The sequence below is a fragment of the Proteus sp. G3927 genome (assembly GCF_963894685.1).
GTDB classification, from domain to species: domain Bacteria; phylum Pseudomonadota; class Gammaproteobacteria; order Enterobacterales; family Enterobacteriaceae; genus Proteus; species Proteus mirabilis.
On record NZ_CAWQGX010000027.1, the window covers coordinates 258522 to 274850 of the forward strand.

The 16329-nt window shown below is 38.4% G+C and carries 15 protein-coding genes; 2 read left to right on the forward strand and 13 right to left on the reverse strand.

The genetic code is table 11. The features are described from left to right. Positions 1–201: 201 nt before the first annotated feature. The 5 genes from AACV00_RS10680 to AACV00_RS10700 all read right to left on the reverse strand — a co-directional run bounded on the left by AACV00_RS10680 (position 202) and on the right by AACV00_RS10700 (position 4928). Positions 202–903 (reverse strand): DedA family protein, encoded by a 702-nt coding sequence (locus AACV00_RS10680; RefSeq protein WP_004243735.1) that lies wholly within the window; start codon positions 901–903, stop codon positions 202–204. Between the two features lie 39 nt (positions 904–942). Beyond that, complete coding sequence (gene truA, locus AACV00_RS10685) at positions 943–1812, reverse strand: tRNA pseudouridine(38-40) synthase TruA (protein ID WP_004243736.1); 870 nt, start codon at positions 1810–1812, stop codon at positions 943–945. Then, positions 1812–2822 (reverse strand): aspartate-semialdehyde dehydrogenase, encoded by a 1011-nt coding sequence (locus AACV00_RS10690; RefSeq protein ID WP_004243737.1) that lies wholly within the window; start codon positions 2820–2822, stop codon positions 1812–1814. Before AACV00_RS10690 ends, truA begins: the two co-directional genes overlap by 1 nt. A 44-nt stretch (positions 2823–2866) precedes the next feature. After that, positions 2867–3994, reverse strand: coding sequence for a 4-phosphoerythronate dehydrogenase PdxB (gene pdxB, locus AACV00_RS10695; RefSeq protein ID WP_004243739.1), 1128 nt, complete (start codon positions 3992–3994; stop codon positions 2867–2869). Between the two features lie 148 nt (positions 3995–4142). Then, positions 4143–4928: an AraC family transcriptional regulator gene (locus AACV00_RS10700; protein ID WP_004248400.1), complete on the reverse strand. Its 786-nt coding sequence runs from the start codon at positions 4926–4928 to the stop codon at positions 4143–4145. A 121-nt stretch (positions 4929–5049) separates the two neighbouring features. On the opposite strand from AACV00_RS10700, the gene AACV00_RS10705 reads away from it, so the two are divergent. Next, entirely contained in the window at positions 5050–5970 is a 921-nt protein-coding gene (locus AACV00_RS10705; protein ID WP_004248401.1) for a DMT family transporter, read from the forward strand. 568 nt (positions 5971–6538) lie between these two features. Here AACV00_RS10705 and fabB read toward each other — a convergent pair. Continuing rightward, complete coding sequence (fabB, locus tag AACV00_RS10710) at positions 6539–7750, reverse strand: beta-ketoacyl-ACP synthase I (protein WP_036971797.1); 1212 nt, start codon at positions 7748–7750, stop codon at positions 6539–6541. Positions 7751–7954: 204 nt separating this feature from the next. Between fabB and mnmC the strand changes: the two genes are divergently transcribed. Next, positions 7955–9994: a bifunctional tRNA (5-methylaminomethyl-2-thiouridine)(34)-methyltransferase MnmD/FAD-dependent 5-carboxymethylaminomethyl-2-thiouridine(34) oxidoreductase MnmC gene (mnmC, locus tag AACV00_RS10715; protein WP_104459611.1), complete on the forward strand. Its 2040-nt coding sequence runs from the start codon at positions 7955–7957 to the stop codon at positions 9992–9994. Between the two features lie 87 nt (positions 9995–10081). On the opposite strand, the gene AACV00_RS10720 is transcribed toward mnmC, so the two are convergent. The 7 genes from AACV00_RS10720 to prmB form a co-directional block, all read right to left on the reverse strand. Then, positions 10082–10630: a GNAT family N-acetyltransferase gene (locus tag AACV00_RS10720; protein WP_004248403.1), complete on the reverse strand. Its 549-nt coding sequence runs from the start codon at positions 10628–10630 to the stop codon at positions 10082–10084. Positions 10631–10731: 101 nt separating this feature from the next. Next, a complete protein-coding gene (locus AACV00_RS10725; RefSeq protein WP_004243747.1) occupies positions 10732–11628 on the reverse strand; it encodes a hypothetical protein in 897 nt (298 codons plus the stop codon). A 321-nt stretch (positions 11629–11949) separates the two neighbouring features. Next, positions 11950–12222 carry a YfcL family protein gene (locus AACV00_RS10730; protein WP_004243748.1) on the reverse strand — a complete coding sequence of 91 codons (273 nt, stop codon included), beginning with the start codon at positions 12220–12222 and terminating at the stop codon, positions 11950–11952. A gap of 136 nt (positions 12223–12358) precedes the next feature. Further along, positions 12359–12913, reverse strand: a complete 555-nt coding sequence (locus AACV00_RS10735) for an elongation factor P hydroxylase (RefSeq protein ID WP_004243749.1) — start codon at positions 12911–12913, stop codon at positions 12359–12361. A gap of 16 nt (positions 12914–12929) precedes the next feature. Next, complete coding sequence (locus AACV00_RS10740) at positions 12930–13730, reverse strand: sulfite exporter TauE/SafE family protein (protein WP_004243750.1); 801 nt, start codon at positions 13728–13730, stop codon at positions 12930–12932. Between the two features lie 172 nt (positions 13731–13902). After that, entirely contained in the window at positions 13903–14988 is a 1086-nt protein-coding gene (gene aroC / locus AACV00_RS10745; RefSeq protein WP_004243753.1) for a chorismate synthase, read from the reverse strand. A gap of 88 nt (positions 14989–15076) precedes the next feature. Next, positions 15077–15955 (reverse strand): 50S ribosomal protein L3 N(5)-glutamine methyltransferase, encoded by an 879-nt coding sequence (gene prmB / locus AACV00_RS10750; protein ID WP_046334445.1) that lies wholly within the window; start codon positions 15953–15955, stop codon positions 15077–15079. Positions 15956–16329: the final 374 nt, after the last annotated feature.

Here is a 16329-nt window from a genome sequence, read left to right on the forward strand (position 1 = left end):
CTACTTTGTCGGTGTGCTTTTCGTGCTGCATTCACTTATCGCCTAGCTACAACCCTAATTATTTAGAGCAGATTATTGTGAACATGTTAACTCACAATATACTGGCTATGTGGTTAGCAAAGTTTATGATGATACCGCTTACTGAATTTCAGCGCATCTCTTTATTATTGCTATTCTACGGCAAAAGCTAATGATAACTGCTCAAACCTCTTGGTTATCACTCTCTTTTTTGGCCTTTGCACTCGCTCTACGATGGCGTATCACTTCGATAACACCAGGTAAAATAGAAATAACAATAATGGCAACAATTAGCAATTTTAAGTTCTTTTGAACAATATCTAAGTCACCAAAAAAGTATCCAGCATAAGTAAATAGCAGTACCCATGCAATGGCACCCGTAACATTATAAAAAGCAAAATGACGATATGACATTTTGCCCATTCCTGCAACGAATGGCGCGAAAGTTCGGACAATCGGCACAAATCTTGCCAAAATTATCGCTTTACCACCATGTTTTTCATAGAAAGCATGGGTTTTATCTAAGTATTCTCGTTTAAAGATACGTGAATTGGGATTACTAAAGAGTTTTTCACCAAAAATGCGCCCAATAGAATAGTTAACCGCATCACCTAAAATCGCAGCGAAAAGCAGTAAGAGAACCATTAGGTGAACATTAACATCATTGGTATCTAACGCAGATAAAGCCCCCGCAACAAACAGTAACGAATCGCCCGGTAAGAATGGCGTGACAACAAGCCCCGTTTCACAAAAAATAATTAAAAATAGAATGGCATATACCCATGTACCATATTGAGCGACTAACTCGGCTAAATGGACATCAATGTGTAAAATAAAATCAATTAGAAATTTTATTAAATCAGCAAATTGCGTTAATAATTCCATAAATCCTCAGAAAACGGGGTAATTTTATGTTTAAAGTATTTAAAATGGGTTATCTGCTAAAAATAGCGGCCCCATTGCAGGTTTAGGAAGTTCGAAACGTTCAGGGTAATCAACCGAAACAAGATATAAACCATTTGCTTTTGCAGTTGCTGCTGCTTTAGTCCTATCTTTTAAGGCTAATAATTCAGCCATCCAAGTAATAGCCTGATTACCACAGCCAATTTCCAATAAACTCCCCACAATATTTCTTACCATATGATGGACAAAAGCATTGGCTTTTATATCTACCACCACATAATCACCATAGCGTGAAACATTCACATGCATCACATTACGCCAAGGTGTTCTAGATTGGCATTGTACGGCTCTAAACGAGGTAAAATCATTCTCGCCCAATAAACATTGGGCAGCTTGATGCATTCGTTGTGCATCTAGAGGGTAATGGAAATGCGTTACCCCTGAGGATAAAATTGCAGGACGATAGCGATGATTAAAAATCACATAACGATAACGTCTTGCGGTTGCGCTAAATCGAGCATGAAAATCATTCGCTACCGTTTTTACCCAACGAACGGCAATATCTTGTGGTAAATGGGTATTAACCCCCATCGTCCATGCCGCATCTTTGCGATGAGCCGTTGTCTCAAAGTGCACAACCTGCCCGGTTGCATGAACTCCGGCATCAGTTCTGCCGGCACAAAAAACAGAGATAGGCTCATTTGCTACTTGAGATAACGCTTTTTCTAACCTTTCTTGGACACTACGAACCTCATTTTGACGTTGCCAGCCATAATAGTGGCTACCGTCATATTCAATGCCTAGCGCTATCTTTAATGGTGTACTTTCTGCCACAATCGCAGGCTCACTGATTGACTGCGCTATCACATCAGCACTCTCTTGGTCGTTCATCAGTAAAACTGCTCCTGCACTAATTTTTCAGCCACTTCTACAGCCATTAATGCTCCGCCAAAACGCACGTTATCTGCAACAGACCAAAATTGTAGCGCTTCAGGCACACCATAATCATTACGCAAGCAACCTAAGTTCAAGCTAACATTACCGGAGGCATCGGTGACTTGAGTTGGAAAATCATTTTCATCACTAATATTGAGGGAGTCATGTTCTTGTAATGTTTCCCGTGCTTCTTCACTTCCCATTGGACGTGATGTTTCCAACTGCACAGATTGTGCATGACCATAGAAAACAGGCGCTTGTAATGTGGTTACTGAGATAGGTAGTCCATCGTCTTGCAAGATTTTACGGATCTGATCAACCATTTGGCGCTCTTCTTGAATAGAACCTTCATTATCAACTAACAATGGTAAAATATTAAATGCCAGTTGTTTATTAAAGCGACCAAGCTCTGGAGGAACACCGTTCAGTAAACGCGCACTTTGCCCCGCTAATTCATCAACAGCTTGTTTACCAAAACGAGATACTGACATCAAATTTGTCACATTCAAGCGAGTTAAGCCTGCGGCTTCGGTTAATGGATAGATAGCGCGTAACAGTTGGCTTACCATGCTATCAGCAATAGCGATAATATTGCGGTTACGATACTCTGCCAGCATAGATGTATTCACCCCTGGTACAACTAAAGGTACATCCCACTCCATCGCAAATAAACCACTGCAATCAATAACAATACAACCTGAATCTGCTGCAAGTTGTGCGTATTGCGCACTAATCTCAACCGGCGCGGCAAAAAAAGCGAGTTGAATATCCGCCCATTCGATATTATGAATACCTTGTACTGCAACACTTTTACCCTTTACTCGGATAGTTTTGCCAATACTGTCTTCACTGGCGATCGCCGTTAATTCGCCAATAGGAAAATCACGCTCTTGCAGAAGCTCTAAAATAGCTTCACCCACAGCACCTGTTGCGCCCACAAGCGCAATATTCCAACCCTCTCCCATAAAATATCCTCCAATACAGTAAAATGTTTAAATAATGTCACGTCTTATTTATGTGTTGCATTAAACCCAATAGCATTGAGTAAGCTCGCCGTTGTCGGGTTATCACATACCACCTGTAATGAAGACCATTCACGACGGACAGGATAAAACTTACGTAGCTTATCAAACTCCCCTTTGATACCAGCAACTTTGCGCAATGGTGCATCATCACGACGTACATCATAGACAAGATGAATAAGCTGTTTGAGTAATGTTTGAGTTAATTCACCTTGTACAGAAATTGTGGAGATCAACGGTTTTGGTAACAGTGTTGATAATTCAACGTGTTGAGGTTGACCAATAAAATCACAATAAGCTTCATAAACCTGCGTTGTTCCTCTCGCCTTCCCTTCTAAGGTATAGCCGGCAATATGTGGTGTTGCGATATCAACTTTATTTAATAACTCAAGAGAAAGATCGGGTTCTGGCTCCCAAACATCTAGAACAACGCGTAATTTTTTACCTTGGTTTAAGGCTGATAATAATGCAGCATTATCAATAACCTCGCCACGGCTTGCATTAATTAAAATACGACCTTCAGGTAAAATATCGAGGTTGCTCTCATTAATTAAATGGTAGCTGTTATAACGACCCGATTTATTTAGCGGTGTATGGAAAGTCAGGATATCCGCCTGCTTTAATAGCGTTTCTAAAGAATGAAATTGTTCATCATCCCCTCTGTCAGCTCTAGGCGGATCACAAAGTAGCACATTCACACCTAATGCGCGTAAGCGTTTTGCCAGTCTCCCTCCAACATTGCCAACGCCAACAATGCCAACGGTTTTATCTGTTAATTGAAATCCTTCTTGCTCAGCAAACACCATCAACGCAGAGAAGACATATTCAACAACAGCGATCGCATTACAACCTGGCGCAGATGAAAACGCTATTTTTTGTTGCTCTAGCCATGCTGTATCAACATGATCAAAACCTGCCGTTGCGGTGCCGACAAATTTTACCGGTTTGCCCGCTAATAGTGATGCATTGACTTTAGTAATCGATCTCACCATCAATGCATCAGTATCATCAAGCTCTTCAATAGGTAAAGGGCGACCCGGTACAGCTTTTACTTCGCCTAATTGGCAAAAAAGCTGCTGCGCATAAGGCATGTTTTCATCAACCAGAATTTTCACGGTGTTATCTCACTGATTTGTTTTTTATGTGTGTAAACAAAGGATCAAAAATAAAATTAAGCGGTCTATTTTGCCACTTATTCCAAGTAAAGCCTATTATTGACGATAAAAACTGACGCTATTTTAAGTAAATATATGAAAAGAAACCTTAACCATTGGGTAAGCGACGAAATCTTTCTGGTGTTGTTCCAGCAAATTGCTGAAACATGGCAATAAATGAGGATGATGAGCTATATCCAACATCAAAGGCCACATCATTAACACTTTTTCCTTGCTCTAACAAAGAGATAGCATGTAAAAAACGTAATCGCTTACGCCATTCACTAAAAGACATGCCTAACTCTTGCTGACAACGACGTGATAAGGTTCTTTCTGAGGTATAACGTTTTTTTGCCCATAATTCTAATGAGGTATTATCAGCAGGATTTTGCTCTAATGCTGCCAAAACGGGTGCTAACAGCTTATCTTTTGAGGAAGGTAAATAGGTATGGTGAATAGGAGATACTTTTAGTTGGTCTATTAACACTTGAGATAAACGTAGATCTTCTTTTGTTTGCGGTTTACAAACGCCACGACGGAAGAAATCGGCAAAAATCGTCGAAAAAATAGGACTTAGTTGAATAAGACAGGGTTTATCCAATAAACCTTCACACCAACTGGGTGCAATATCTAGCACCTTAAAAGATAAGGTTTTTTTATTGTAACTTGCGTGCCCTACTTTTTCAGGGATCCATACACTAAATTCAGGTGGCGCTAAAAAACGCTGCCCGCCAGCTTCTAAATCCATTACTCCAGAGATCACATAAAGCAATTGACCAAACTCATGTTGATGATAACGAAATTCAGTTTCTGCAAGCAATTGCTCATCACGAAAACGGACCGTATCTGGATCAGAGAGTAACCACTGCATCTCTTTTTGTTGTTCAATTGTCATCTTAATGTTGCTCTTTTATCGTTTTGTCTTTATTGGCCTATCGGTTGTCTGCTTTTCATTATATATATCTAATCAGACAGGCTTACAATAGCCGTCTGGTTTAAAAATAGATGTGAGAATAATGAAAAGTGTAATCTTCCCGCTGTTAGCGGTACTTATTTGGTCAATTAATGCGGTTGTCAATAAAGCGGCAACATCTGTGATAGATCCAGCCGCTATCTCATTTTATCGCTGGTTCTTAGCATTTTTACTAATGACGCCGTTTCTGTTAGTCCCTGTTTGGCATCATCGTAAAACCGTAAAACAATATTGGTGGAAATTATTTATTCTCGGCGCATTAGGTATGGGGTTATATCAAAGTTTAGCTTACTATGCGGCTTATTATGTGACAGCAACCTTTATGGGAATATTGAATTCACTTATTCCATTATTAACCGTTATTATTAGTATTTTTGTACTGCGTGTCGTGCCTACTGTAGGGATTGCACTCGGAACTATTTTATCTATTAGTGGACTTGTCTGGTTAGTCAGCCACGGTGATCCTTCACAACTCCTTTCTCAAGGATTAGGACGTGGTGAATTAATGATGTTTATCGCATCAACTGCCTATGCATTTTACGGAGTACTTACCAAACGTTGGTCAATTCCTTTACCTAATTGGCAGTCTCTATATGTACAAATAGGTTTTGGTGTTTTATTACTAATACCTAATTTTCTTACCGCAGAAAGTATTGCATTAACAAAAGATAATGTTGGATTAGTTATTTTTGCAGGGGTTGGCGCCTCTATTTTAGCGCCTTATCTGTGGATCTTAGGTGTAATGAAATTAGGTGCAAATACAACCTCTATCTTTATGAATTTAATTCCTCTATTTACCGCAATGATCGCTGTAGCGGTGCTAGGTGAAGAGATGCACAGTTATCATTTTATTGGCGGAGGCGTTATTTTATTGGGAATATTCTTAGTACAAAAACTAAGAGCACCACTGAATTTCCGTCGTCAATCTGTCACAAAAAAAGCAGATTGTCAGCAGGAGATGTGAGTCAATGTCAGCTAGACTATAAATAAAAAAATACCGGCTAAGCAATTAGCCGGTCACTTTGCTCCCCTAGTTTTTATAAATAAAAACCAAGGCAAGAAAATCAAAGTATAAAATATAAAGTAATACAAGTATCCGTTGCAAACATTACCAACTTTTATATTAAATATCTCCTGCTTATTTAATATAAAATAATCCAGATCAATTTTTCCCCTCACCTTTTTAATGCTATCGATATTTTCATTAAGTTAACTATTTATAAAATAAAGGATTTAATCTATAAAATTAGTTTTTAATTAAATGATTGATTTAAAATCATAGTGAAAACAACTAATTTTAAACAATTAGATAGTTATTTTATCTATTGGAACTGTATGATAAAAAAATGACAATCAATAAGATTATGCTTTAATAATATTTACAGCATTTTTTTAACATAGTTTTCTATAAAACCAAAAGGATCTTTATTTATTTTGCAGAACAAATTTATTTATACAAAAAATAAAAAAGCAGTCACTTATTATAAGTAACTGCCTTTATCATTTATACAAGGAAAACTAAGTATAACTAACTATTTCTTATACTTACTCATCACAAGTGAAGCATTAGTGCCACCGAAACCAAAGCTATTTGACATCACTGTATCTAGTTTTTGCTCTGTTGGTTTGGTAATGATATTCATACCATCCGCTTTATCATCAAGCTCTTCAATATTAATACTTGGTGCGATAAAACCATGCTCTAACATCAGTAAACTGTAAATGGCTTCATGAACACCTGCAGCCCCTAATGAGTGACCTGTCATTGCCTTAGTTGCAGAAATAGCCGGTGTTTTAGTTCCAAAAACTTCAGCAATCGCTTCAAGCTCTTTTAAATCACCCACAGGCGTTGATGTGCCATGAGTATTGATATAATCGACATGATCAATACCTTGCATTGCCATTTGCATACAACGTACGGCACCTTCTCCCGATGGAGCAACCATGTCAGCACCATCAGATGTTGCACCATAGCCGACAATTTCAGCGTAGATATGCGCACCACGTGCTAATGCGTGCTCTAATTCTTCAACAACCACAATACCGCCACCACCAGCGATAACGAAACCATCACGGTTTTTATCATAGGTACGAGAAGCTTTGGTTGGTGTATCATTATATTTTGTTGAAAGTGCCCCCATAGCATCAAACTCACAGGTCATCTCCCAACTTAGCTCTTCACCACCACCGGCGAAAACCACATCTTGTTTACCTAATTGAATTAATTCAACCGCATGACCAATACAGTGTGCTGATGTTGAGCAAGCTGAACTAATTGAATAGTTAACGCCTTTAATTTTAAACGGTGTAGCTAAACAAGCTGATACACCAGACGCCATTGCACGAGTTACCATATAAGGACCTACACCGCGTAGACCTTTAGCTCTCATGCCGTCCGAACCTTGTACTTGGTTACGAGGAGAACCACCACCGGAGCCGACAACTAAACCAGAACGAATGTTAGAAACTTGATCTTCTGTTAGACCTGAATCTTCAATCGCTTGTTGCATAGATAAATAGGCATAAACCGATGCATCACTCATAAAACGGCGGATTTTACGGTCAATAAGACCTTCAGTATCAAGCTTAACATTACCCCAAATGTGGCTACGTAGCCCCATCTCTTTAAATTCTTCTGAGAAAGTTATCCCGGAACGGCCTTCTTTTAAAGAGTCCAGCACTTCTTGCTGGTTATTACCAATGCTCGAAACAATACCCAGACCCGTGATCACTGCGCGCTTCATTTATACCTCTTTACAATAATAGTTGTAGCTGCGGGATTTCTGAATAGCACTTTAGCGTACACTTGTACGCTGAACAAGTCCGATCAGGATCTTTTTTACAAAAATGCAGATAATATGAAAAATCTCTGCGTACTCAAAAGGTGGAAGATGCTTAAGAACAGCGTTAAGATAGCCCATTATTTTTGGTAAAATACAGGTAGTTCCGTGAATAACACTGCTATAAATACCGCCTCTTTAAGTTGGAATGAACTTGGTACTCCGATTTCAAAACAGTTTGATGATATCTATTTTTCCAACCAAGATGGTCTTGAAGAAACTCGACATGTATTCCTACATGGAAATCATTTTCCATCTCGTTTTGGTACACATGTACGCTCTGAGTGTGTTATAGCAGAAACCGGATTTGGCACAGGATTAAACTTTTTAACACTGTGGCAAGCCTTCGAGCAATTTCGTCATCACTCACCTGATGCGTCATTAAAGCGTTTACATTATGTCAGTTTTGAAAAATTTCCTCTGACTAAAGCTGATTTGCAAACAGCCCATAGCCATTGGCCAGAACTAGCACAATATTCAACAGCGCTTTGTGCACAGTGGCCTTTACCTATTGCCGGTTGTCATCGTCTTATTCTTGCTAATGGCACGATAACGCTTGATTTATGGTTCGGTGATATCAATACATTACTGCCACAAACTCGCCAAGCTTTACATAATAAAGTTGATGCGTGGTTTCTTGACGGCTTTGCACCAAGTAAAAACCCACAAATGTGGAGTGAAACATTATTTCAAGCAATGGCAGACTCGATGCGTGAAAATGGCACTTTTGCCACCTTTACCGCAGCTGGGGTAGTAAAACGAGGATTGCAACATGTTGGTTTTGAAATAAAGAAAATAAAAGGCTTTGGTCAAAAAAGAGAAATGTTAACAGGGGTATTTCCCCATCCTCCTGCCAATGCATTTGTTCCCTACTACGCCAGACCTTGTGCTACACAAAGAAAAGATATCGCCATTATCGGTGGGGGGATCGCCAGTGCATTAACTGCGCTCGCCTGCTTAAAAAGAGGCGCCAAAGTCACGCTCTATTGTGAAGATACACATCCTGCGGCAAATGCCTCAGGCAATCGGCAGGGTGTGTTATACCCATTACTTAATGGTAAATCTGATGAGTTAGAACACTTTTTCACTAGCGCTTTTTTATATGCCCGCCGTTATTATGATGAGTTAAACCATAATGGCGTCAACTTTTCACATCAATGGTCCGGTGTTGCCCAAGTCATTTATAATGAAAAAGTGCGCAAAAAAATAGCGCGAATAATCGAGCATTCCACACCTTTTTCTCAACTCGGTCATTATGTCCATCAAGATGAAATGAATTCACTTTGTGGATTAGCCATCAACCAAGATGGTCTTTTTTATCCTCAAGCAGGTTGGCTTTCTCCCACAGAGTTAACCACCAATGCATTAAAATACGCACAACAACAAGGTCTCAAGCTACTCTTTGAACATCAAGTCACTCAATTAACCTCACAACAACAGCATTGGCAGTTAGAGGTGACTCACCAAGCAACAACGTATAAAACACAACATGATTGCGTTATTTTAGCTAATGGGCACCGTATTACTGATTTTATACAAAGTGAAAAACTGCCTATCAGTGCAGTAAGGGGTCAAGTTAGCCATATTTCAACGACACCTGATATCGCACAATTAAAAGCGGTGCTCTGCTATGATGGCTATTTTACGCCGGTTGATCCTCAAGATAATCTGCATTGTGTTGGGGCAAGCTTTCGTCGTGATCGACTAGATTTAAATGTTTCATTTGAAGAGCAACAAAATAATCAATGGCACCTCACGCACTGTTTAGCACAATCACCTTGGGCACAGCAGGTAGATTTTAGTGATAACGATGCGCGTGTCGGGATCCGCTGTACAATAAGAGATCACCTTCCTTTATTAGGTGAAGTACCCGATTTTGAAAAATTAGTTGTCGCCTATACGCATTTAGATCGATTTAAGCGTAGAAAGCAAACACCTATTTTGGCACCGAGTTATCATCAGCTTTATATTATTAGTGCATTAGGTTCACGTGGTTTATGCTCTGCACCTTTATCTGCGGAGATCTTAGCAAGCCAAATCTTTGATGAGCCATTTCCTGTAGAAGATAGTGTGTTAAATGCCTTACATCCAAATCGTTTCTGGGTAAGACCATTACTACGCGGAAAAGCTATTGAATTAAAATCATAGGATCAGTCACTGAAATTACGGTTGATATTTAAGTAACTATTGTTTATTGGTTACTTAAATATCTTTATAGTATTTAAATTATAGTATTTAAATTTCACACTTCATCGCACAACGCATTTCTCTCGCAAATCCCCCATGCTCTACTTCATTATCTAAAATTTGTTGTAAAGAATAGGGTATTTGATGCTCAAGTAAGATATGGAAACCTAAACGCTGATAATAGGGAGCATTCCAAGGGACATCACGGAAAGTCGTTAACGTTACCGCATTAAATTGCTGTAATTTAGCTTCATTTTTTACTGTCTGGATCAGCAATTTACCAATCCCTTTATTTTGCCAATCTTTACTTACCGATAATTCATGAATAAATACACTTTCAGGTAATTGTTGCGTCATGATAAAACCAACGGGATGATTGTCATGATTAACAGCAACCCAGTGAGCATGTTGATGGATAAATTGAATATGCGCCTCAACACTTTGTACACCACTTTCGCTGATCCAACTTAATTCTTTTATGCTGCTAAATAACTCTCCTGCCGATTGTTCAATCTTCGGTAGTTGGTTGGCATCAGCCAATTGAGTTGGCCGAATAGTGATCTCGTGAGTGGCGATTTTATTTGATGCGTTGGTCATAAATAATCTCTGTTATAACTTGCTATTTGCTTATTAAGAGTATCAATTACCTATAAAAAAACCATCCATAAGGATGGCTTTTTATCCGTTCTACCAAAAATTTAATCTCTAGGTAAGATCCCATAAGATTGATATTGGCTCGCTTGGTGAATAAAAGAATTATAGTATTTATTATCTTCAACAGAGTTTTTTACTGCTCTTTCACTATCGGCTTTTGATAACTTATTTATTGCTTCATGTAATGGTGTTTTAAGCTGTTTATGGATATTAGGATCATTACTTTCTTTAATTTGATCAAGCAATGCAACCCAATTTTCTGCCTCTGCTTGAATATCAGGATCAGTAAATTGTGGTTGAGGTAAACTGTAGTCTAACGCTAGATTAACAGTATCGTTATACTCATCTTGAGGGGAAAGCGGTTTTAGATCTTGACCATAATCAGTCATAATATATTGGATTAATTCAGGTTTATCAAAACATTTGGTTTTGATATTCCCCATTTCGTTTTTATTATGGCTTTTAATTTCACTGGGGAAAGGTTCACCTAACGTATAAGTACATTTAAATACATTGCCATCAATCAAGGTAGCATTCGTGCTTTGTAATGGCATTTCTAACTGATAGCCATTAATAACCACTTTATATTCTGTTGGTTTAAAGCGATCTCCCTTACCTTGTACGGCATAGACTTCAGATAAACGGTAATACATAAAATTATCAGGATTTAAAATTCCACCATTGTTGTTTTCATACACCATAAAAGTGGATTTATTACCTGCACTATCTTGTAAACTATGTTCGCCCGGTGAGAGTGTTAAATAACCACTTTTACCCGGCTCAACCTGATATGTTTTATCATCAACAACAAAGCTCATGCTTTTTTCACTGGGATTACTGTAATAAAACTTATCTTTTTTATTATCTAAATCAAGTTGATCACAGGCAGATAAAACCAATACCGTGCTAGCAATAAGGCTTATTTTAAAGAAATTTTTCATCGTATTGTTATCCTTATCATAAATATTTTATGCAAATCATTTGCATCCCGAGAAACATTCCTAAAAAACATTTAAAAGTAATTTGGCAGAAATGGCAAGGAGTAACAAAAGATAGCACTATTATGCTTTAATCAATGAAAGAGACATCGACTTTGAAAAATCAAATAAAAACAATTGATAAATAGTAAGGAGAATTTTTGTATAAAATCCTTTCTTTTTCAAGCTCAACTGTCTTAAACAAGGTTTTCGATGTGGTTAATCGTTAGCAATCAAAGAAAAACAACCGATAGTATCGGTTGTTCTCAATATAGGTTATTTATACTAATTAATCGAGTTAACTAAATCATGCCACGTCGATAAAACCAATATTTGATCAGGAGGAGAAAGCTCTCCTGCTTTGATAGCTTTTTGAATGCTCTCTTCTACACGGGATTTTAATGCTGATAATTGCGTATTGTTTTCTTGCTCAAGCTCCGCAATCGCTAAAGTGATGTGGCCTTGTAAATATCCACCAGCAAATAATTCATCATCCGTAGCATGTTCAACACGGCTATCAATTTTATCTAATAAGTACGTTTCATACTCAGAAAGCATTATTTATCCTCAATATATAATGTTGCTATCAGATTTAAGTCACTCGATGTTTCAATAGCAACCTTATTACCTCAGGCTTTATTGGTTTACTAAAACCTGCGCAGTGGATAGACGAGGATAGTTTATCTCGTCATCCTTAATTAACGAGGGGATTTTCCTGATAAGGAAATTGCTCCGGCGTTAACTCAGGTGTATTGTAAAACAAATGTAACGCATTAATAAATAGCTGTGCACGTGGCGGGATATTTTTATCGCGCAAATAAGCTAATACTTGCTCTCTCACCTTGTTTCTAAACTGGTAACGGTCTGGCTCAAAATCCCCGTCTAAATTATCGCAACTCACGTTAAATGGATAATTGGCTGCTTGGCAGAATAACCAGTCAAGAGCTTGAGGCTTGATTTCAACTCGTTCAAACTGCTCTTGAGTCACTTGATCTCGCCCATCAGGACAATACCAATAACCATAATCAACCTGCTGACGACGCGCGTCCCCAGCAATACACCAATGCGATATTTCATGTAATGCACTCGCGTAAAATCCATGTGCGAAAATGATTTGGTGATAAGGTATCTCTTCACTCTTAGGCAAATAAATTGGCTCGTTATCACCTTTAACTAAACGTGTTTGGTAACTATCGCTAAAACATTGATTAAAAATATCAATTAACTGCTGATAATGATGTGCTGACATTTAAAAATTATCTTTCCTAATTAAAAAGTGCAGAAAACCAAAGTGCAATAGTATCACCATGATTGTCATGAATGAGTTTGATGCTCATCAAAAAGGAGATAATGACCAGCATTGGTCTAATTAATTTTTGTCCTTTGGTTAACACCAACCCTGCACCTAAGCGAGCACCAATAAACTGCCCGCATAACATAACTAAACCTATGGTCCAAATTACCTGTCCACCAAGAATAAAAAATAGCAAAGAGCCAAAATTAGAGGTGAAATTGAGTAATTTAGCATGTGCTGTCGCCTTTGAGAGATTATAACCAAGTAACATGACATAACCTAAAGCGAAAAAAGATCCCGTTCCAGGACCAAAAACACCATCATAAAAGCCAATACCACCGCCAATAATAACCCCGAAAGTATAATAGCCAAGACGTTGCTTACTATCCTTAGCTCCAATAGATGGTGTTAATAAAAAATAGAGACCGATTGCGATAGTAAGAACAGGTAGCGCTTGTTTTAGTAATTCAGGATTAATAAATTGTACTAACATCGCACCAGAAACAGCACCAATAAAAGTCATAAAAATGGCAAAGCGCTGTGCTTTTAAATCAATGACGCGACGACGAATAAAATAGAGTGTGGCTGAAAAAGAACCGCCCACTGATTGAAGCTTATTTGTTGCCAACGCTTGTACGGGTGATATTCCCGCAGAGAGCAAGGCAGGAATAGTGATCAAGCCACCACCGCCAGCAATAGAGTCAATAAAGCCTGCTAATACAGCAACAAAAAAGAGTAGAAGGTAGATGCCATCTGAAAATAGCCAATCCATTTATCTATCCGAATTATCAGAAATGAGGGGGCGTGTGTTACTGATTTATTTGACTATTTTAAATAAAAACAGTAACACTATCTGAGCATAGAATAATAAGGCGCTCACACCTTTAAAAACTCATAGCAAACTTACTACAGATTATTCGCTGTATTATTGATTTAAGCTAAGATCACCATTGCATTAATGGAGGAATAACATCACCACATTGACCCCGTTGACGTAACGCATGATCAAGTAACACAATAGCCATCATAGCTTCTGCAATAGGAACAGCTCGGATACCGACACACGGATCATGTCGCCCTTTAGTGATCATATCGACTTCTTCACCTTGTCGATTAAGCGTCTTGCCTGCAATAGTAATACTTGAAGTCGGCTTTAAAGCAATATGTGCAATAATAGGTTGACCACTACTAATGCCACCTAATACCCCTCCCGCGTGATTACTGCTAAAACCTTCTTTGGTAATTTCATCGCGGTTTTCAGTCCCTTTTAAGGTCACCACATCAAAACCATCTCCGATTTCAACGCCTTTTACTGCGTTGATGCTCATTAACGCATGAGCCAAATCGGCATCAAGTCTATCAAAAACGGGTTCGCCTAATCCTGCAGGTACACCTTCTGCAACCACGGTAACTTTGGCACCTATAGAATTACCCTCTTTTTTTAGCGCTCGCATATATTCATCAAGGGCATCTAGGCGAGAAGGATCTGGGCAAAAGAATGGGTTGGTTTCTACAATTGACCAATCAACTAACTCACAACTAATCGGCCCTAATTGAGATAAGTAACCTTTTACTTCAATACCAAATTTTTGTTTAAGGTATTTTTTGGCAATAGCACCCGCTGCGACACGCATGGCGGTTTCTCGAGCAGAAGAGCGTCCCCCGCCACGATAATCACGTAAACCATATTTCTGTTCATAGGTGTAGTCTGCATGCCCTGGGCGGAATACATCTTTAATTTCGCTATAATCTTGAGAGCGCTGATCCGTATTTTCTATTAATAATCCAATACTGGTTCCCGTTGTTACACCATTAAAAACACCCGATAAAATACGCACTTGATCAGGCTCTCTACGTTGTGTGGTATAACGTGAAGTTCCCGGTTTACGTCTATCTAAATCAACTTGTAGATCCGCTTGCGTTAAAGGTAGTCCGGGAGGAACACCATCCACAATGCAACCTAACGCTGTGCCATGAGACTCACCAAAAGTGGTTACTCTAAATAATTGCCCGATACTGTTTCCCGCCATCCCTCAATTCCTATCTTATGACTGACTGTGTGATGTTATTAATATGTTATTTGCAACCATAACAATCTACCGTTTCATCACATTGACATCAACGTTTATCGCTAGCAAAGCTATCTGAAAATTCGACAAGTTGCTCACGCGTTAACATAAAGACGCCAATGCCTCCCTTTTCAAACTCAAGCCAAGTAAAAGGAACTTCAGGAAATTGTTCGATAAGATGCACCATGCTATTACCGACTTCACAGACAAGAATGCCTTTTTCGCTTAAATAATCAGGCGCTTTTAGTAAAATTTGTCTGGTGATATCTAAGCCATCCACACCAGAAGCCAATGCGAGTTCGGGTTCGATATGGTATTCATCAGGCAAGTCCCCCATATCTTCAGCATCAACGTAAGGTGGATTCGTCACGATAATATCGTATGGTGTAGGAACAATTGCCTCAAAGAGATCAGATTGCATTGGATAAACACGATGAATTAAACCATGATTTTCAATATTAAACTCGGCAACTTCTAACGCATCAGCTGAAATATCGACTGCATCGACTTCTGCTTCTTGAAATTCATGGGCGCAAGCAATAGCAATACATCCACTGCCAGTACATAAATCAAGGATACGGGTTGGCTCTTGCCCAATCAGTCCAGCAAAATGGTTATTAATCAATTCACCAATGGGAGAACGAGGGATCAAGACACGTTCATCAACATAAAATTCATGTCCACAAAACCACGCTCGATGCGTTAAATAAGGCACAGGAATTTTTTGTTCAATACGAACCTCAATAAGTTGAATGATTTCCATTTTTTCAGAGGTTGTAAGTTTGGTTGATAAAAGAGCATCAGGAATATCTAAAGGAAGAGCCAGTGTAGGTAGAACAAGCTGTAACGCTTCATCCCATGCGTTATCCGTACCATGACCATAATAAATATCTGATGAATTAAACTGACTCATAGCCCAACGTAACATATCTAAGATCGTGCTTAAATCAGCTACGGCTTCTTCTTTTGCTGTGATATCCAAAACTGTTGTCCTCTGACGGATCTGACGAAATAGAAAGTCTGTAGTTTGCCATGAAGATCGTGATAAATCAGCGTTAGATAATAAAAAAAGGCAATATTATTAAATTCATCTCGTTTTATCTTTATAACGAAACAAATTCAATATTAGCCAGATAAACCAAAACAATCACACAATAACCATACAATCAACTAACAACAAACAAAAAACCAGAACAAATAATTATATTTATCACTTTAACTAGTAATTATAAGAAATCGATCCATACTTATTTACATGTGATTTATTATTGAACTGAACAGTCAGTAATATCAATAACATCT